Source organism: Pseudomonas sp. 15A4 (genome assembly GCF_016925575.1).
Lineage (GTDB): Bacteria > Pseudomonadota > Gammaproteobacteria > Pseudomonadales > Pseudomonadaceae > Aquipseudomonas.
In genome coordinates this window covers 500667-518799 of sequence record NZ_CP068986.1, presented here as the reverse complement: position 1 = coordinate 518799, position 18133 = coordinate 500667, and the positions used below count along the sequence as shown (strand labels likewise).

At 63.0% G+C, this 18133-nt stretch carries 15 protein-coding genes and 3 pseudogenes; 2 read left to right on the top strand and 16 right to left on the bottom strand.

All coding sequences use genetic code 11. The features are described from left to right. The first annotated feature begins 119 nt into the window (after positions 1 to 119). On the top strand, positions 120 to 1184 hold the full coding sequence (gene hemE / locus JN403_RS02250) for a uroporphyrinogen decarboxylase (RefSeq protein WP_122533923.1): 1065 nt from the start codon (positions 120 to 122) through the stop codon (positions 1182 to 1184). Between the two features lie 251 nt (positions 1185 to 1435). Here hemE and JN403_RS02245 read toward each other — a convergent pair whose 3' ends face one another. Beyond that, entirely contained in the window at positions 1436 to 2650 is a 1215-nt protein-coding gene (locus JN403_RS02245; RefSeq protein ID WP_240356922.1) for an MFS transporter, read from the bottom strand. A 166-nt stretch (positions 2651 to 2816) separates the two neighbouring features. On the opposite strand from JN403_RS02245, the gene JN403_RS02240 reads away from it, so the two are divergent. Continuing rightward, the gene (locus JN403_RS02240) at positions 2817 to 3707 is read left to right on the top strand and encodes a LysR family transcriptional regulator (RefSeq protein WP_205485007.1); all 891 of its coding nucleotides are present in this window, start codon (positions 2817 to 2819) and stop codon (positions 3705 to 3707) included. A 104-nt stretch (positions 3708 to 3811) separates the two neighbouring features. On the opposite strand, the pseudogene JN403_RS02235 reads toward JN403_RS02240, so the two are convergent. The 15 genes and pseudogenes from JN403_RS02235 to JN403_RS02165 form a co-directional block, all read right to left on the bottom strand. After that, positions 3812 to 4257, bottom strand: a pseudogene (locus JN403_RS02235) (excinuclease). Positions 4258 to 4356: 99 nt separating this feature from the next. Further along, positions 4357 to 5582 (bottom strand): annotated as a pseudogene (locus JN403_RS02230) (beta-ketoacyl-ACP synthase). Continuing rightward, a complete protein-coding gene (gene fabG / locus JN403_RS02225; RefSeq protein ID WP_205484999.1) occupies positions 5582 to 6310 on the bottom strand; it encodes a 3-oxoacyl-ACP reductase FabG in 729 nt (242 codons plus the stop codon). The pseudogene JN403_RS02230 and the gene fabG overlap by 1 nt, the downstream one beginning before the upstream one ends. Further along, positions 6303 to 6776 (bottom strand): hotdog family protein, encoded by a 474-nt coding sequence (locus JN403_RS02220; RefSeq protein ID WP_205484997.1) that lies wholly within the window; start codon positions 6774 to 6776, stop codon positions 6303 to 6305. The genes fabG and JN403_RS02220 overlap by 8 nt, the downstream gene beginning before the upstream one ends. Beyond that, a complete protein-coding gene (locus JN403_RS02215) occupies positions 6773 to 7969 on the bottom strand; it encodes a beta-ketoacyl-[acyl-carrier-protein] synthase family protein (protein WP_205484995.1) in 1197 nt (398 codons plus the stop codon). The genes JN403_RS02220 and JN403_RS02215 overlap by 4 nt, the downstream gene beginning before the upstream one ends. Beyond that, positions 7966 to 8454: a DUF3261 domain-containing protein gene (locus JN403_RS02210; protein ID WP_122533914.1), complete on the bottom strand. Its 489-nt coding sequence runs from the start codon at positions 8452 to 8454 to the stop codon at positions 7966 to 7968. The genes JN403_RS02215 and JN403_RS02210 overlap by 4 nt, the downstream gene beginning before the upstream one ends. After that, on the bottom strand, positions 8451 to 9197 hold the full coding sequence (locus JN403_RS02205; protein ID WP_205484993.1) for a class I SAM-dependent methyltransferase: 747 nt from the start codon (positions 9195 to 9197) through the stop codon (positions 8451 to 8453). The genes JN403_RS02210 and JN403_RS02205 overlap by 4 nt, the downstream gene beginning before the upstream one ends. Next, positions 9194 to 10441 carry an NAD(P)/FAD-dependent oxidoreductase gene (locus tag JN403_RS02200; RefSeq protein ID WP_205484991.1) on the bottom strand — a complete coding sequence of 416 codons (1248 nt, stop codon included), beginning with the start codon at positions 10439 to 10441 and terminating at the stop codon, positions 9194 to 9196. Before JN403_RS02200 ends, JN403_RS02205 begins: the two co-directional genes overlap by 4 nt. Beyond that, positions 10428 to 11603: a sodium:proton antiporter gene (locus tag JN403_RS02195; RefSeq protein ID WP_205484989.1), complete on the bottom strand. Its 1176-nt coding sequence runs from the start codon at positions 11601 to 11603 to the stop codon at positions 10428 to 10430. Before JN403_RS02195 ends, JN403_RS02200 begins: the two co-directional genes overlap by 14 nt. Beyond that, the gene (locus JN403_RS02190) at positions 11600 to 13915 is read right to left on the bottom strand and encodes a hypothetical protein (protein WP_205484987.1); all 2316 of its coding nucleotides are present in this window, start codon (positions 13913 to 13915) and stop codon (positions 11600 to 11602) included. Before JN403_RS02190 ends, JN403_RS02195 begins: the two co-directional genes overlap by 4 nt. Then, positions 13905 to 14507, bottom strand: a complete 603-nt coding sequence (locus tag JN403_RS02185; RefSeq protein ID WP_205484985.1) for an outer membrane lipoprotein carrier protein LolA — start codon at positions 14505 to 14507, stop codon at positions 13905 to 13907. The genes JN403_RS02190 and JN403_RS02185 overlap by 11 nt, the downstream gene beginning before the upstream one ends. Then, a complete protein-coding gene (locus tag JN403_RS02180; protein ID WP_205484983.1) occupies positions 14504 to 14929 on the bottom strand; it encodes an acyl-CoA thioesterase in 426 nt (141 codons plus the stop codon). Before JN403_RS02180 ends, JN403_RS02185 begins: the two co-directional genes overlap by 4 nt. Further along, positions 14922 to 16465, bottom strand: a pseudogene (locus JN403_RS02175) (aromatic amino acid ammonia-lyase). Before JN403_RS02175 ends, JN403_RS02180 begins: the two are co-directional and overlap by 8 nt. After that, positions 16446 to 17390, bottom strand: coding sequence for a glycosyl transferase (locus JN403_RS02170; protein ID WP_122533906.1), 945 nt, complete (start codon positions 17388 to 17390; stop codon positions 16446 to 16448). The pseudogene JN403_RS02175 and the gene JN403_RS02170 overlap by 20 nt, the downstream one beginning before the upstream one ends. After that, a complete protein-coding gene (locus JN403_RS02165) occupies positions 17387 to 18121 on the bottom strand; it encodes a glycosyltransferase family 2 protein (protein WP_205484981.1) in 735 nt (244 codons plus the stop codon). The genes JN403_RS02170 and JN403_RS02165 overlap by 4 nt, the downstream gene beginning before the upstream one ends. Positions 18122 to 18133: the final 12 nt, after the last annotated feature.

Here is an 18133-nt window from a genome sequence, read left to right as displayed (position 1 = left end):
TTGAAGCTCGCAGCTGCATTGATGCGACAAATCGCCCCGATAAATAAAAGGCACGGCACCGACCGTGCCTTTTAAGTTGGTGTCTGAGAAAATGCCCGCACTTTTTTCCGGATGCCGACATGACTGCCCTGAAGAACGACCGTTTCCTTCGCGCCCTGCTCAAGCAGCCTGTTGACGTCACGCCTGTATGGATGATGCGCCAGGCCGGCCGCTATCTCCCGGAGTACCGCGCCAGTCGCGCCAAGGCCGGAGACTTCATGAGCTTGTGCATGAACCCGGCGTTCGCCTGTGAAGTTACCTTGCAGCCCCTTGAGCGCTATCCGCTCGACGCCGCCATTCTGTTCTCCGATATCCTCACCGTTCCCGACGCCATGGGCCTTGGCCTGTACTTCGAAACCGGCGAAGGCCCGCGCTTCCGCAAAACTGTCACCACCCTGGCTGACATCGAAGCGCTGCCGATCCCTGACGCCCAGAAAGACCTCGGCTATGTCATGGACGCGGTCAGCACCATTCGCCGCGAACTCAACGGCCGCGTACCGCTGATCGGTTTCGCCGGGAGCCCGTGGACCCTCGCGACCTATATGGTTGAAGGCGGCTCGTCCAAGGACTTCCGCAAATCCAAGGCCATGCTCTACGACAACCCACAGGCCATGCACTTGTTGCTCGATAAGCTCGCGCAATCAGTCACGGCGTACCTGAACGGCCAGATTCTCGCAGGCGCGCAAGCGGTGCAGATCTTCGACAGCTGGGGCGGGAGCCTTTCGGCTGCGGCGTATCAGGAATTCTCACTGGCTTACATGCGCAAGATCGTCAACGGCCTGATCCGTGAGCGCGACGGGCGCAAAGTGCCGGTCATCCTGTTCACCAAGGGCGGCGGTATGTGGCTGGAAAGCATCGCCGACGCCGGCGCCGACGCGCTGGGCCTGGACTGGACCTGCGATATCGGCGAAGCCCGCCGTCGCGTTGGCAACAAAGTCGCGCTGCAGGGCAACATGGACCCAACCGTGCTCTACGCCAACCCAAACGCCATCCGCCAGGAAGTCTCGAACATCCTCGCCAGCTACGGCAGCGGCACCGGCCACGTCTTCAACCTCGGCCACGGCATCACCCCCGAAGTCGACCCGGCCAATGCCGGCGCCTTCATCGAAGCGGTGCACGAAATGTCGGCCAAGTACCACCAATAAGCGCTTTGCAGACATGAAAACGCCCGGCAATTGCCGGGCGTTTTTGTGTGGGGTTCAGGCTGCGGTGAGCTTTGATCGCGAACAGATAGCGCTGCGGTCAGTGAGAGTGCCTGTGAACGCAGAGTTAGAACTGGCTTTAGCCGGGAAGACCTCAGGCGTCACGCTGCAAAATTGAGGGCGCACACAAGGTCGTCTTCCCGGCTGAAGCCAGTCCCACTAAAACAGCGGCGAATGCCCGATGTGCCCTTGGCTCAAACCTGCACATTCACCGCCAGCGGTTTTACTTTCGCCAGTTTCAGCGCCACGGCGAGGGCTATCAGCAGTAGGGCGCCGATGAAGGCGCCGATGCCGTTCCAGCCGGCGTAGTGCCAGAACACACCGCCGCCGGTGCCGGCGACGCTGGAGCCTACGTAGTAACTGAACAGGTACAACGAGGATGCCTGGCCTTTGGCTTTGATGGCGCGGCGGCCGATCCAGCTGCTGGCGACGGAGTGGGCGCCGAAGAAGCCGAAGGTGAACATCAATACGCCGACGATCACCACCACCAGTGGGGTGAACATGGTCAGCGTCACGCCGACAAGCATCAGCACGATCACGGCCCACAACACATTGCGTCGGCCCAGTTGGTCGGCCAGTGCCCCGATCTTCGCCGAGCTGTAGATGCCGGACAGGTACACCACCGAGAACAAGCCGACCACGGCCTGGCTCAAGTTGTACGGATCGGCCAACAGGCGGTAGCCGATGTAGTTGAACAGCGTCACGAACGCGCCCATCAGCAGGAAGCCTTCGAGGAACAGCCATGGCAGCCCGGCATCACGGAACTGCAGGACAAAACCTTCCAGCAGGCTGCGGCCATTGAGCGGGCGGGCGCGGAAGTTACGCGACGGCGGCAGGATTTTCCAGAACACGCCCGCCGCGCCCAGCGCAATGATGCCCATGATCAACAGTGCCGTGTGCCAACTGACGTAATCGCTCAGGACCCCGGTGATCACCCGGCCGCTCATGCCGCCGATAGCGTTGCCGCCGATGTACAGGCCCATCGCCAGGCCGATGTGCTGCGGGTGGATCTCCTCGCTGAGGTAGGTCATGGCGACGGCGGCGAGTCCGCTCAACGACAAGCCCACGAACGCCCGAGTGATCAGCACGCCTTCCCAAGTGGGCATCAGTGCGCTGGCGATGGTGAAAAGGGCAGCCGAGAACAACGAGAACACCATGACCGACTTGCGGCCGAGGCGGTCTGAGATGGGGCCGGTAATAAGCAGTCCTATTGCCAGCATCGCGGTGGACACCGACAGGATCATGCTGCTCTGGGCGGCGTTGATGGAGAAGTCCCGCGACAGCACCGGCATCATCGGTTGCACGCAGTACAGCAGCGCAAACGTCGCGAAGCCACCGGAGAACAGCGCCAATACCGTACGAATGAAAGCAGGCGTGTCCTTCTCGATGTAGGTATCGCCCAAAGGGATGGCTGCTGTGGCGAACTCGGCAGGCGCGGCGGCGGATGCAGCAGTATTCACGATTGACCTCAGACGGGAGAGCGGACGCAGTGACGGAAGAATATAGCCGGCTAACGATTGCTTCCAATATATTGTTCGACCTGTTTGATAGGTTTAACGACCCAATGGAATCGCCATGGAATTGCGTCATCTGCGTTACTTCATTGCCGTTGCTGAGGAGCTGCACTTTGGCCGTGCCGCGCAGGCGCTCGGCATCTCTCAACCGCCGTTGAGTCAGCAGATCCAGGCGCTGGAGCAAGAGCTCGGCGCGCGTCTGTTTGAGCGAACCAATCGACGTGTGGAGCTGAGCGAAGCGGGCCGGTTGTTCCTCGATGAAGCGCGCCTGGTGCTGGCGCAGGTCGAGAAGGCCTCGGACGTCGCTCGGCGCGCGCAGTTGGGAGAGCTGGGCGAACTGAAAATCGGCTTCACGGCATCCGCGCCGTTCACCTCAAGCATCCCGCAGGCCATCTTCGCGTTTCGCCAGCGCTACCCCGCGGTGCATCTGGCGCTTCAGGAAATGAGCAGTCGGGAAGTCGCTGAGCGGCTCGAGAACGAGTCGATGCAAGTGGGCATCATGCGACCACTGCCGTTGCCGGATTCACTGGTCGCAGTGGAGCTGCTGCACGAACCCTTGGTGGCGATATTGCGCTCGGACCATCCACTGGCCGAAGGCTCGGAACGCGGCATTTATCTGCGGGAACTGGCCAGTGAGCCGTTTGTGTTCTTCCCGCGCAGTTACGGCAGCGGGCTCTACGCACAGTTACTGGATCTGGCGCGGGAGGCGGGCTTTAGCCCATTGTTTGCTCAGGAGGCGGGCGAGGCGATGACCATCATTGGTCTGGTGGCAGCTGGGCTGGGCGTGACGGTGCTGCCGGCGTCGTATCAACGCATGCGCATCGACGGGGTGGTGTACCTAACCCTTCTGGATGCGCAGGCGACGTCAGCGGTATGGTTGGTGCAGCGAAAGGATCAGAAATCCCCGATGGCCAAGGCGTTTGTCGAACTGGTGACGCGCAAGGCGGGGTAACTGACCTGTACAGGGTTGAAATGCGGGAGCGCCGGGTGGCGCTCCCGCACAGGTGATGGGCAAGCAAGTGAGCCGGGGAAACGCCTCAACTCACTGGCAAAAACTTACTGCACCTTCGCCAGATCACCCTTCAACGCAACGCCTGCCATGATGGCGCCGGCGTGGCACTCATAGGTGGCCGGGTCTTTGCGTTCGATCTTTTTGTAGTAGCTGGCGATGTTGACCACTGCGTTGGCGCCTGCGCCTTTTGCGGCCTCATTCAGTTGCAGGATCGCGGACTGCAAGACCCATTCGCAGGCGTCGTTGTCACTCTTGTTGAATGCGTTGGTTTTCTTGTTGGTCACCACGTTCGGCGACAGCACGGACACCTTGCCTTTTGGCTGTACGCCAGCGAGGTAGAACTTCACGCTGCCGTCGAGTTTTTCTCCTGGGTCATCTGCGCGACCACCTTGTCGAACGGTAGATACAGCGCCGTGTCCCGAGCCTGGCTGATGCCCGGCAGTGTGCACAAAACGACGGCGGCCGTTGCTGCCCAGACTTTCAATTTCATGGTTTCGCTCCTTGAGGTGGTTAACGGGTGTAGAAGATCAGTGATGTGCCCCGCCGGGAGCGTCTTCCGTTGCGCCGGCGGGGTGAACGAATTACGGGGTCAAGACCAACGCCGGAAGATCAGCGACGTGTTGACCCCGCCGAACGCAAAATTGTTGTTCATCACGAACTCGTGGCTCATGTGGCGGGGCTCGCCGCGCAGGTAGTCCAGCTCGCCGCAGCGAGTGTCGACCTCGTCGAGATTGAGCGTGTGGATGTAGCGGTCGCGGTTCATCATTTCGATGCTGAACCAGGATTCCAGGGCACCGCAGGCGCCGAGGGTGTGGCCCAGAAAACTCTTCTGCGAACTGATCGGCATTCGCGAGCCGAACAGGCTTTGCGTGGCAAGCGTCTCGGCGATGTCGCCCTGTTCCGTCGCCGTACCGTGGCCGTTGACGTAACCGATGGCCTCTGGCGGCAGACCCGCGTCTTCCAGCGCCAGTTCCATGGCCCGGCGCATGGTGACCTGCTCGGGGCGGGTGGTGTGCACGCCATCGGCGTTGCTGCCAAAGCCGACCACCTCGGCGTGAATCTTCGCCCCCGCGCCAGCGCATGTTCCAGCTCCTCAAGCACCAGCATGCCGCCGCCTTCGCCGATCACCAGACCATCGCGCCCGCTGTCGTAAGGGCGAGGGCTGGTGTGCGGCGCATCGTTCTTCAGACTGGTCGCGTACAGCGCGTCGAACACCATGGCCTCGGTGGGACAAAGCTCTTCGGCACCACCGGCCAGCATCAACGGCAGACGCCCGAACTTGATCGCTTCATAGGCATAGCCCACGCCCTGGCTGCCGCTGGTGCAGGCACTGGAAGTCGGGATCAGGCGGCCGGTGAGGTTGAAGAAGATGCTGATATTCGCCGCCGTGGTGTGCGGCATCATGCGCACATACGAATTGGCATTGAGGCCTTCGGCCACGGAATTCAGCAGCATGTTGCCGAAGGCCTTGATCTCGTCGGTGCTGCCGGTGGACGAGCCGCAGGCCACGCCCATGCGCCCGTCACGAATGATCGGATCGCCCAGCAAGGCCGCGTCACGCAGCGCCTGTTCGGCGGCGCCGACCGCCAGTCGCGACACCCGGCCCATGCTGCGCAGCTGCTTGCGGGTCCAGTACGAAGGCACCGCGAAATCGTCGATGGGACCGGCCAGACGGGTGTTGAGTTCGGTGAAGCGATCCCATTCGTCCATCCGCCGGATGCCGCTGCGATTGCCGCTGAAATTGGCCTCGATGCTGGCCCAGTCGCTGCCCAGTGACGTGATGCCGGCCATGCCGGTGACGACAACGCGTTTCATCAGCACAGGCCTCCATTGACGGCCAGCACCTGGCGGGTGATGTAGGACGCTTCCGCCGACATCAGGAAATTCACGGCGCCAGCGACTTCTTCCGGGGTGCCCATGCGCTGCGCGGGAATCATCTTCATCAGTTCATCGACCGGCACGTTTTCGTCGAGCATGGCCGTGTCGATCAGCCCCGGCGCGACGCAATTAACGGTGATCTTGCGTTTGCCCAGCTCGATGGCCAGCGCCTTGGCCGCGCCGATGACGCCAGCCTTCGAGGCGCTGTAGTTGACCTGGCCGCGATTGCCGATCAGCCCGGACACGGACGTGATACAGACGATGCGCCCGGCGGCGCGGCGACGGATCATCGGCATCATCACCGGGTGCAGCACGTTGTAGAAGCCGTCGAGGTTGGTGCGGATGACCATGTCCCAGTCGTCATCGGTGAGCGCCGGAAACGCGCCGTCCCGGGTCAGGCCGGCGTTGCAGACCACGCCGTAATAGGCACCATGGGTTTCGACATCGGCTTCAAGGGTGGCCTTGCACGCAGCACGGTCGGCGACGTCGAATTGCAGGACGCGCGCCTGACGCTCCAGCGCCTCGACTTCACGCTGCACGGCGTCAGCTTCGGCCCGGCCACTGCGGCAGTGCAGGACGATGTCGTAGCCGGCTTGGGCCAGGCGCAGCGCGATGGCGCGACCAATACCGCGGCTTGAGCCTGTGACCAGAATTGAGTCAGTCATGTGCGGCTCCTTCGGCCAGATAGCTCGCCGATTGTGGCGGGCAATAAACATTGAGTCGGGCGCTGAGCTGAATGCCGGCGCCGCTCAGAGAACACTCGAACACGCCCATGCCGCTGTCGTCCTGCAAGGACCGCCGCGCATGAATGGTCAGCTCGCTGCCGACCGGGAAGTGCTCGACGTTGCATTCGAATTTGCGTGTGCCCAGCAGGAACCCCAGCTCAACCGGGTCACCCTTCACCCGTGCCTGGCAGCCGGCAAACGCCGCGACGCTTTGCGCCATGAGTTCGATGCCGACCCAGGCCGGCATGCTCCCGTCAGGGCGATTGAACAGCCCGCCGGGCCGAACGATGACGCGGGTGTGAATCTGCTCTTCGTCGAACGACAGCACTTGGTCGATGAGTACCATGTCGCCGGCGTGGGGCAGTAAATCAGCCGGAGGCCACGGGCATGAAGGTGCAGCGGTCATGGCTGCTCCCCGATGATCAGGCTGACGTTGTTGCCGCCGAACGCAAACGAGTTGCTCATCATCCGGCGCGGTGAATCAGGCTGAAGGGTTTCGTTTGCCTTGACCCAGTTCAGCCCGGGCAGGCTTGTATCGGCTTCGCCATCCCACACATGAGGCGGCAGTTGCCCCTCGGTATTTTCAGGGGCGAGTGCCAGCCAGCAGAACGCGGCTTCCAAGGCCCCGGCGGCGCCCAGGGTGTGCCCGCTCATGGGTTTGGTGGACGAGCACGCCACGCCATCAGGGAAGACGGCGTTGACCGCGAGACTTTCCATCGCATCGTTGTGCTGGGTCGCGGTGCCGTGCAGATTGAGATACGCGATGTCCGTGGGCGCCAGGCTGGCGCTGGTCAGCGCCTTGGTCATGGCGTCTCGCGCACCGCGGCCGCTCGGCTCGGGGGCGGAAATATGGTGCGCATCCGAACTCGCCCCGGCGCCCAGCAAGGCAATGCGGTGGTCGTTCGCTGGCTCGCGGGTCATCAGAAACAGCACGGCCGCTTCACCGATATTGATGCCGTTGCGATTGCGCGAGAACGGGTTGCAGCGCTCGTTCGCCACCGCTTCAAGGGACGAGAAGCCATTGATGGTCAGCTTGCACAGGCTGTCGACGCCCCCGCACAGAACCGCGTCGCACAGGTTCATGTCGAGCAGCCGACGCGCACTGAGCAGGGCGCGGGCGCTGGAGGTGCAGGCGGTGGAAATCACGTAGGCCGGGCCGCTGAGGTCCAGCCACGATGCGAGGAAGTTGGCCGGAGCGCTGAGCTCCTGCTGGCGATAGTCGTAGCTGTCCGGAAAGGTCTGATCGGCCAGGTAGCTGGCGATCCCGCGGCTCGCTTCGTCGATGCCCGAGGTGCTGGTGCCCAGAATCACGCCGATGCGGCCACGACCATAGCGGGTGATCGCCTGCTGAATGTCAGGCTCGATCTGGAGGGCGGCGGCGAACAGCAGCTGGTTGTTGCGGCTGCTTTGTTGGCCGAGCGTCGCAGGGATCGTCGGCAGCAGGCTTTTCACGCCGGCCACGGGCAGCGAGCGTTCGGGTATCCAGCCGCTTTCCGAGCGCATGCATGAGGTGTCCCCGGCGAACAGCGTCCGGGCCACGCTCTGGCGGTCGTCCCCTAGCGCGCAGATCAACCCCAGGGCATTGAGGTATGCCGTCATTGACTCGCCTTGCCTTCGAGCGGGCTGACGACGTATTTCAGTTCGCCGCTTTCCATGCTGATCTTGAACACGCCCTCGGAGGCGTAATCGACGAACCAGCGATCATCCAGGCTGCGGCCATAGGGACGCAGCTCGACCCCAGGGTATTCAAAGCGCACTTCTTTCAGTGACGTCAGGGCAAACAGCACGGCCGCGAACAACTCGCGCGCTTCAGGATTCGGCGGCAGCAGACCGTCGGCCTTCCAGCGATCTTCGCGAAGCTGCTGGCGCGCAACGGGAATACCGAGGGGGTCCATCAACGAGAAGCGCAGGCCGTGGCGTTCCTTCTGGATCACCATCAGCCAGTCCTGGCGCTGGCCGGCCTGTTCGCGCTGCACATGCAGCTGCACCGGGAATTTGATGTGGGGCGTTTGCGCAGGAAGCGGCGCATGGCTGGCGCAGCCACTCACCAACAGGACGCAGAGCAGCAGAAAGGCGCGAATCATGAGGCGTTACCTTCTATGGGGGCCGAGAGAGGTTTGCGTGCGACGACATTGATCAGCGTCTCTTCACGTTCCCCAAAGGGCTTGGGTTTGACCAGTTTCAAACGTTCCAGCAGACCGAAATCTTTGGCCCGGCTCCACCAGAGGTAGGGGTACGAAACGTTGTGCGCAGTGAAATGAAAACCTTCATTGCCCAGCATGTCCAGGTATTGCGCGGCGCTTTTCTGCACATGCATCGGATGGCGGAAGAGCCAGCGAATCACCCATGTGTCGATGTAGGCCTCGGTGGACTCGGCGAACAGCAGATAGCCGCCGGGCTTGAGCACCCGATAGAACTCGGCGAGGGACTTTTCCTGCTCGACCAGATGATGGAACGTCTGGTGGCAGAAAACCATGTCGACGCTCGCGTCCGCCAGGGGCAAGGCTGCGCAATCGCTGCCAATCAACTCGACGTTCAACCCGCGACGCCCGGCCTCTTCAGCGCTGAGTTGCAGGCTGAGCGGGTCGGCGTCGATGCCGAAAATTTTCGCCGGGGTGAAAGCAGTGTGCAGGTACTGAAACGACTTGCCCTGCCCGCAACCGGCGTCCAGCAACACCGGGCTCTCCGGCAGCGGTTCACTGAACAGGCTGCGCAGGTCGTCGATGGCCACCCGCAAAACGCGGTGCTGCCACGTGTGACTGCGCAGAAAAAGAAAGCCCAGGCGCGTCTCTTCGACGTAGCTGTCGCTGAAATACTGGCCGCTCATGGCTGTGGGCTCGCGCAGATTTCGGCGAGCATGCGCAGGCGACGCTTGGGCTCGGCGACGAACGGGTTGCGCTCATCCCACGCGTACCCGGCCAGGATCGAACTGATCATGCGGCGTATGTCGGGTCGGCTGTCCGGATAGAAAATCACGTCCTGAAAACTGCCCTCGTACCAGCCTTCGACGTAGGCGCGGAACGTGTCCACACCGCGTTTCAGCGGCGTGGCGAACTCGCTTTCCCAGTCAACGGGCTCGCCTTGCAGCTGGCGATGAAGCACTCCGGCCGCCATGCTCGCCGAGCGCATGGCGATGGTGACGCCGGAAGAAAATACCGGATCAAGGAATTCAGCCGCATTGCCGAGGAGGGCAAAGCCTTTGCCGTGCAGGGTTTTGACGTTCGCCGAATACCCGCCGATGCTGCGCGCCGGTGTGTCCCAGACAGCATTTTGCAACACGCGGCTCAGGCTTGGGGTCTCGTCGATGAACGCGCGCAGGCAGGCGTCGAGGTCGTCAGGTTTGCCCACAAAGCGCTCGGCGGACGCCACGACGCCCACCGAGCAACGACCGTTGCTGAACGGAATCGACCAGAACCACACGTCCTTCAGGGTTGGGTGAACCGTCACCAGAATCTTTTCGCGATCAAATTGCGCGTCGTCGATGCGGTCTTCAACGTGGGTAAACACCGCCTGACGCAGGGGAAAGTTCGACGGCGCCTCCAGGTCCAGCAGGCGCGGCAGCACGCGGCCATAACCGCTGGCGTCGAGCACGAACGTTGCTTGCACGCGGTAGCCTGTGCCGTCTTCGCGCTGCACGTCGAGGGTCGGCTGCTCGCCGGAGAAGTCCGCGGCGGTGATGGTTTCCCGGTAGCGAACTGCAACGCCCTGGCGCTCGGCCTCGTCGGCCAGCAGTTTGTCGAAGTCGGCGCGCTGCACCTGAAAGGTCGTGGGCTTGCCGTTGCTGAAGGTGTCGCCGAAGTCAAAGGCGCTGTATTGCTCACCGCAGGCGAATGCCGCACCGTTTTTCATCTGGAAACCGGCGGCGTTGACCGCTTCCAGCATGCCCGCTTCTTCGACGAAATCCAGGCAATGGGACAGCAGGCTCTCGCCGATGGAGAAGCGCGGAAACTGCTGGCGCTCGATGATCAGCACATCGTGGCCCTGACGTTTGAGCAACGCAGCGGCGATGGCTCCGGCTGGACCGGCACCGATCACGACGATCTGGCGACATTCCATTTCAGCTATTGGCACAAGGTTTCCTTTTCGAGTGTTCGACGACATCGACGTCATGCAAATCAAGAGGGCGATTCATGCCCAGGAGGGCAGGCAACAGGGTGGCGATCAGGCTCATGAGCATCAGCGCGAAATACAGCGACGGGCTGATCAGCCCTTGTTGCAACAGCAGATTGAGAAAGACGATTTCGCTGAGGCCACGGATGTTCAGCAGCAGGGCTTCCTTCCAGCGCACGGCACCCGCAAACGACGGCGCCGCCCAGCGCACGCCGATCCAGTTGCCCAGCAGTTTGCTGGCGATTGGCAGCCCGATCAGCGCCAGCAGATTCAATCCGCCCAGTTCGCCGATGGCGCTGTGAATATTGATCTGGACGATGCCGAACGTGAGGATCAGCGGGATCGCCACGTAGTGCTGCAGCGCCTTGAACCAGGCGGCTTTCAGCGGCAGCGCAAAGGGTTGCTTGAGCGCGTTCATGCACAGCAGATAGCCGATGCCGACGATGAGCGCGTTGAGGCGGTAGTGCTCGGCGACCATCAGCAGCAGAAAGAAAACAGCCCCGTAAACCTGTGGCAGGCGAACCCGCAGCAGCCGTAACAGCAGCGGCACGCCGGCGAGCAGCAACGGCATAATCAGACTGGTCAGGTGAAGGCTGCCCTGGGCCAGCCCGAACAGCCCCCAGCAGGCCAGATCGATCAGGATCGCCGTCTGCACCAGACGTCGCGTGGCGTGCAGCGGGTAGCCGATGTGATTGAGATAGAGATACAGCACCGGAATGGCGGTGATGGCGAACACCAACCCCAGCGACAGGCTGCTTATCCAGCTCGATGCCGGCAAAAGCCACACGGCGCAGGCCATGCCGCAGAGAAAGGGTACGCAGAAGCTGGGCAGCGCGACTTTCAGACTCTGCGGGTCGAGACGCACATCGATCACGTCGCTGAGGATGTGACCGAGCACGACCGCGAAGCTCACGCCGTACAGGGTTTTCAGCCAGACCGGCGCGACCAGTTGCGCGCCGGTGAGCTGCCACTGCGGTTCGATGAGGAACAGCATCAGCAGCGGGATGGCAAACGTCGCCAGCAGCAACTGGCTGACGATGGGGATCAGGTTCAGTCGAGCGCCGAGCCGGCCGGCCAGCGCGAACAGCCCGAGCACCAGCGCCCAGAACGCGACAATCATCACGAGCGTGCCCCGTGCTGCCGACCGGCCCAGGGCGCCAGAATGAAGCTGAAGGCCAGACCGAGGCTCACCGACAGCCCGAAATTGCTCACTGCCGGGGTGCTGGAGATCGCCAGCAGACCGAACGACAGCCACGTGGTCGCTGCAGCCAACAGCGTGCCCAGCAGACTCACGGCCGCGCCGCCAATCTGCTCGCGCATGAGGATCGCGTAATCGACGCTGATCGCAGTGACCAGCAGCAGACCGAACAGGCTGAACAGCGTCAGCGGCTGACCCAGCCAGCCGAGGCTCGCCAGACTGCACACGGCCGCGAGCAGTGGCAGGACGATCACCCTCAGTGCCCCGCGCAGACCAAATGGCAGAATCAGCAGCAGAACGATCAGCACGCATGACGCCAGCTTCAGTTCGGCGGCGCTGATCTGGGTGGCGGCAAACACCTTGTTCAGGTCGCCAAGACGGTCCACCAATTGGACGCCCGGCAGGTCCTGCGCCTGCGCGCGGAGCAGCGCCGCATCGTTCAGGCCCTGCAGGCTGACGATTCCGGCCACGCCTTGATCGTTGCTGCCCAGCCACAGCAGGCGCCAGGGTTCGCCCAAAGGTCCGGCCAATACATCGTCAATGCCTTGAACGGGAAGGGCGCGCAGGTTTGCCAGTTCGTTATCAAGCACCTCCGGCGGCACACCCAGCGCTAGCAGCGGCTGCCAGTGCGCAGGCAGCGTGTCGAGGGCGGCGCGCGCAGCCTGTTGTTCAGCGGGCGTCGCCACCAATTGGTTGAGTGACAGGTAACCCTGCAGCTTGCCTTGAGTGACCAGTTGATCAAGTCGCTGACTCAGCGCGGTCTGACGCTCCAGGAGCTGCTGCTGATCGGCGCCGCGCACCAGGAAGAACTGGCTGGTGGGTTGGTAGCCGGTGATGCGCGCCAAGGAGCGCGCTTCGTCGGTCAGGCTTTGCGGCGCGGCGATCCATTGGCGGATGTCATTCTTGGTGGTCAATTGCAGCAGGCCGGCTGCGCAAAAAATGAGCAACGCCCCCAACAGCACCGGCGTGCCCACTCGAGTGAGCAGTCTGGCGCGTGCGTTCATCAAGGCTTCAGCGATCTTCAGTGGCCATTGCGCAGGTCGCAACTCGACACCGTTGAGCAGCGCCGGCAGCAGGCACACCGCCGTCAGATAAGCGCCAACCAGACCGGCCGCCGAGAACACGGCGATCTGGGTCAGGGCCGGGAAGGGCGTCCAGGCGAGGGCCAGATAGCCAATGCAACTGGTGGCCAGACTCAGGCTCAGGCCCGACAGCGTCAGGCGCAACGCCGGCCAGCTGCGCCAAGGTTTCAGGCTCCAGCTTTTGGAGAGGTAGTGCAGCGGATAGTCCACCGCCACGCCGATCAGGCTTGAGCCCAGCACCAGCGTCATGACGTGCATCTTGCCGAACAGCGCGACGCAGGCCGTGGCGCCGAACAGCATGCCGACCATCACCGGAACGAACGCCAGCAACACGCGCCAGCGTTTGAACGCCAGCAGCAGCAGCAACAGGATGCCCAGCGTGGCACCGCCGCCGACCCAGGTGATTTCCCGGGTAGCCTGTTGCTGGCCGTGGGCGGCGTACAAGAGTCCGCTGGCCGCCAGTAATTGTGCGTCTCTGGCGCTCGCCTGTTGGCGCGCCTCGTCCAGCAGCGCTGAGACGTGCAGCGGCAGGCGCATGTCGAAGGCGTCGGCGCGGGTCCGGGCGCGCAGCAGCACCCAGCTCTTGCCGTCGGCCTTGGCGATCAGCGCGCCGCTGCCGATGTCCAGTTGCACCGAGCCGTGCATGGGCTGGCCGTTCTGGATGCGTCCTGTCAGCCCGAGCCAGTCTTCCTGGCTGGGGACAAGACTGAAACCGCCAAACGGATCGAACAGGCTCTGTACGCGCTGCTGAATAAACGCTTCCGGGTGCTCGATAAGGTCGGTGCGGTCCCTGGGCGGCAGCATCGCCAGACGACCGCGCAGCAGTTGTTCACGCAGCGCCGGAAGATCGGCCTGCACGTTCCACTGGACCTTTTCGAAGAGCCCGCTGGCCTGCCATTTCTCGCTTAACTGCTGCGCCAGCTCGACGGCCTGGGCCGGATCGGCGTGACCGACCAGCACCAGCATCTCGCGGTTCATCGGTTCCTGAATGCGCTGTTCGGCGCGCAGCTCCAGAGCGTCGGGCGTGCTGCCGGGCACCAGTTCCATGAGGTTGGCCGACAGCGGCGCGCCATGACGCCATTGCCAGCCGGCGAGTGCGAGCACGGCCAGCAAGGCGATTAGAAACAGGCGCGGCAGCAGGCGTTCAATCGGCAAAGTCAGCGCGCTCCGGGTCGCTCAGCGGCTTGTCGCTTGAGCTGTCGATCATCTTCAGTAGCGTGCTGTCGCCTTGGGTTTCAAGCAGCTCGATACGCTGCACAAGCGCGCCGCCATTGATGTTGATCTGGTTGAACACCTGTTTCAGCAACATCGAGCGCGGCACTAATGTCAGCTGCCAGGCTTGGGCGTCGCCGCTCAACTGCACGTCGAAATCACGCTGCAGGCCGCTGCTGTCGCCTTGTAAAACGGCGAGAAACAGCCGGTTCTGCTCGGCGCCTGCGCTTTTGCCGGGCAGCATCTGCCAGCCGCCATCGGTAGCGCGACGGGCAATGCCGGCGGCGGTGATGCGGTAATCCTGTTTGAGCGGCGTCTCGAGCAGCCACAGCAGGCCTGAATCCTTGGCCAGCACGAAGTTGCCCTTGCTGGTCAGCGGCTGGGGCAGCGAACGCAGGTGTTTCTCCTGCACAAAGGCGCCATGGATGACGGCAGGTTTGGCCAGTTGATCGCTGAGTTGCTGCAGGTCGAAGGCGTGGGCCAGTGGGGTCAGCGTGAGCAGCATCAAGCTGAGGAGGCCTTTAAAGGCACTCATTTCAAAGCCCTCTCGACCGCTTCCACAAACACCCTGGGGCAGACCAATTGCATCTCGCGTGTGTTCACGTCGACGGCCACTTGCACGGTGCTGGCGCGTGTCAGGCGCTCGCCGGTCGCGATGTCGGTAATCAGGTAGTCGATCTTCAAGCGGTTCTCCCACTCGACGAGACTGGCGCGCACGTTGATGCGCTGACCGAACACCGCCCCGCGCACATAGCGCAGTTGCAGGTCGATCACCGGCCAGGCGTAGCCCGAATCGAGCATGTGCGTGTAGTTGTGGCCGAGTTTGTCGAGCAGCGCGCAGCGCGCCACTTCCAGGTACTTCACGTAGTGCCCGTGCCAGACGACGTGCATGGTGTCGACGTCGAAAAACGGCACCAGGATTTCGGTGTCTTCGTGGATCACGCCTTTGCTACGCATGCAGCCTCCAGTGTTGTTCGGCGATGCGCTTCAGGCACAGCCGCAGCTCGCCCTCCAGTGCGCGGTCTTCGATCACCGGCGGGAAGTCCTCGCGCAGTTGTTCATGCATGGCCGCAAGCTGAGGTGGAAGCGGGCGCGCGTCGGCATCGCGGCTGCGCAACCAGACGCCCTGATTGGCGGCGATCAGCGTGGCGGCAGCGACCTGCTCGGTCAGCTCCAGCACGCGAATGGCGTCGCGGGCGGCGATGGTGCCCATGCTTACCTTGTCCTGGTTATGGCATTCGGTGGAGCGCGAAAACACGCTGGCGGGCATGGTGTTTTTCAGCGCTTCGGCGGTCCAGGCGCTGGTGCCGATCTGCACGGCCTTGAAGCCGTGATTGATCATCGCGCGGTCCGCCGGGGCGCCGGACAGGTTGCTCGGCAGGCCATGGTTGTAGCGCTCGTCCACCAGCAACGCGAGCTGGCGGTCCAGCAGGTCGGCGACGTTGGCAACCAGGTTTTTCAGGCTGTCCATGGCGAAGGCGATGTGGCCGCCATAGAAGTGACCGCCATGCAGCACGCGCTCGGCTTCGGCATCGATGATCGGGTTGTCATTGGCGCTGTTGAGCTCGATTTCGATGAAGCTGCGCAGCCAGTTCAGGCTGTCTGCCAGCACGCCGAGCACGTGGGGGCACAGCGCAGGGAATAACGGTCTTGCAGGCGATGCAGCGGAGCGGTCGGCGCGTCGATGGCCAGATCCTTGCGCAGCCAGGCGGCCACTTGCATCTGCCCCGGGTGCGGCTTGGCAGCAAACAGGCGCTCGTCGAAATGCTCAGGGTTGCCTTGCAGCGCCACGACGTTCATCGCGGTGATGCGGGTGGCCAGTTGCAGCAGATAATCGGCACGGGCGAAGGCCAGGCACGCCAGACCGGTCATTACCGCCGTACCGTTCATCAAGGCCAGTGCTTCTTTCGGCCGCAGCACCAGCGGGTCCCAGCCCAGTTGACGATGCACATCGGCGGACTGGCGACGCTCGCCGTTGAACAGCACCTCACGCTCGCCGGACAGGGTCGCCGCGACATACGACAGCGGCGTCAGATCACCACTGGCGCCCACCGAGCCCTCTTCCGGAATCAGCGGCAGGATGTCGTGGTCAAGAAACGCCTGAAGACGCTCAAGCAACTCGACGCGTACGCCAGACACGCCGTGGCACAGCGAGCGCAAACGTGCGGCCAGCACTGCGCGGGTGGCCTGGGCATCGAGCAACTCGCCAAGCCCGCAACCGTGAAAGGTGTACAGATGGCGAGGCAGCGCTTCGACGTGTTGCAGCGGTACCGCCACCACGCACGAATCGCCATAACCGGTGGTTACGCCGTAAATCACGCCTTCCTTGTCCAGCAGCGAATCAAGAAACTGCGCGCCCTTGGCGATGCGCTGGCGGTAGGCGCTGTCGTCCTGCAACGCCGTCGGCCGCTGGCGGTTGGACAAGGCCAGTACGTCTTCGATGCGCAGGTGGCACTCGCCGAAAATGATGGGCTCAGGTGCGGGGTTCGTCATCGGATTTCCAGAACGGGTAGAAGTTGAACCACTGCTGCGGCGCTTGCACGCAGTAGTGCGCCAGACGGTCGGCGTAGCGTTGGGTCCATTGGGTGATCACTTGCTGGCGATCGCTGCGGCGCCATTCGATGGCAGCGGCGAACGGCTCCAGAATCACCCGGTAACCGCTCGCGCCCTTGAGGCAGAAAATCAGGTTGATCGGGCATTTCAGCAAGCCGGCCAGCAGCCACGGGCCTTGAGGGAACGCAGCCTGATGGCCGAGGAAATCGACCCGTGCATTGCGCCCGCCGTGCAGCGGAACCCGGTCGCCGGCGATGGCCAGCCATTCGCCGCGATCCAGACGCTGGCTCAGTTGCAGCATGATCGCCGGGTCCAGTTCGCTGACCTGGATGAGCCGTAGATTGGTCGCGCCAGCCTCACCCAGCAGACGGTTGAAACGCTCGGCGTGCTTGGTGTGCACCAGCACGTTCATGGTGACTTTTTCACCCAGCTCGGCCAGCGCCCGACAGACTTCAAGATTGCCCAGGTGCGCGCCGACCAGCATCTGCCCCCGTTCGCCGCGCAACTGGTCACGCAGTTGGGCGTCGTCGATGATTTCAATCTGCTCCAGACCGAGCTTGCCGTTCCACACGTCCAGCTTGTCGAGCAGGGCGTCGGCGAAGGCCATGAACTGCCCGAAGACGCGCCAGTGCGTGGGTCGCAGTTCCGGCTGCTGGGTCCAGTCCGCCAGGTGCTCTTGGTACTGCCAGGCGCTGCGGCGAGCGCGGCGGCCGAACAGGAAAAAGTACAGGACGATACCGTGCAGGATCGGGCTGAGCACCCGACGACCAAGAACCTTCACGCCCCAGGCCGTAAGCTTCATCAGCAGGAAACTGCCGCGTTCTTCGTGGGCCGCCCAGTGCTGCTTTTGATCGGCGTCACTCATGGCAACCACCGCCGCCAGAGGATCAGCGGGAAGCGGCCGAGCATGCCGAAGAACAGCTTGGCGTGCATCTTCGAGATGAGGGCGTTGTCGTGAAGCAGCCGAAAATGCGAGAGGCCGTCCTGGGGATAGTGAACCTTGGTCGGCAGCCAGCGCATCGGCTGATTGCGCCATGACAGGCGCACAAGGATTTCCGGGTCAAAGTCCATGCGCTTGCCCAGATTGACGGTGTCGATCAGGTGCAGCACCGGCTTGAGCGGGTAGACCCGAAAGCCGCACATGGAATCGGGAATCTGCAAAGACAGGCTGTTGATCCAGACCCAGACGTGGGTCAGGTAGCGCGCGTACAAGCGACCTTTGGGCACGCTGGCGTCGTACTGCGGATAGCCGCAGATCAGCGCCGCCGGGTGTTCGCGGGAATGATCGAGAAACACCGCGATGTCGTTCAGATCGTGCTGGCCGTCGGCGTCGACTTGCAGGGCGTGGCTGAAACCCAATTTCGACGCTTCACGCAGGCCGGCCATGACGGCGCCGCCCTTGCCCTGATTGATCGCCAGCTTCACCAGGAAGACATTGGCCTGTTGGGCGAGTGATTCAAGCACAGTCGCGCAGGCCGGGCTGCTGGCGTCGTCGACCAGCACGCAGGGCAACCCGGCGTGCAGCAGCTCCTGAACCACAGCCGGTACGGCGAGTTCGTGGTCGTAGACCGGGATCACGGCGCAGGGGTTATGCATAAGCGACCTCTT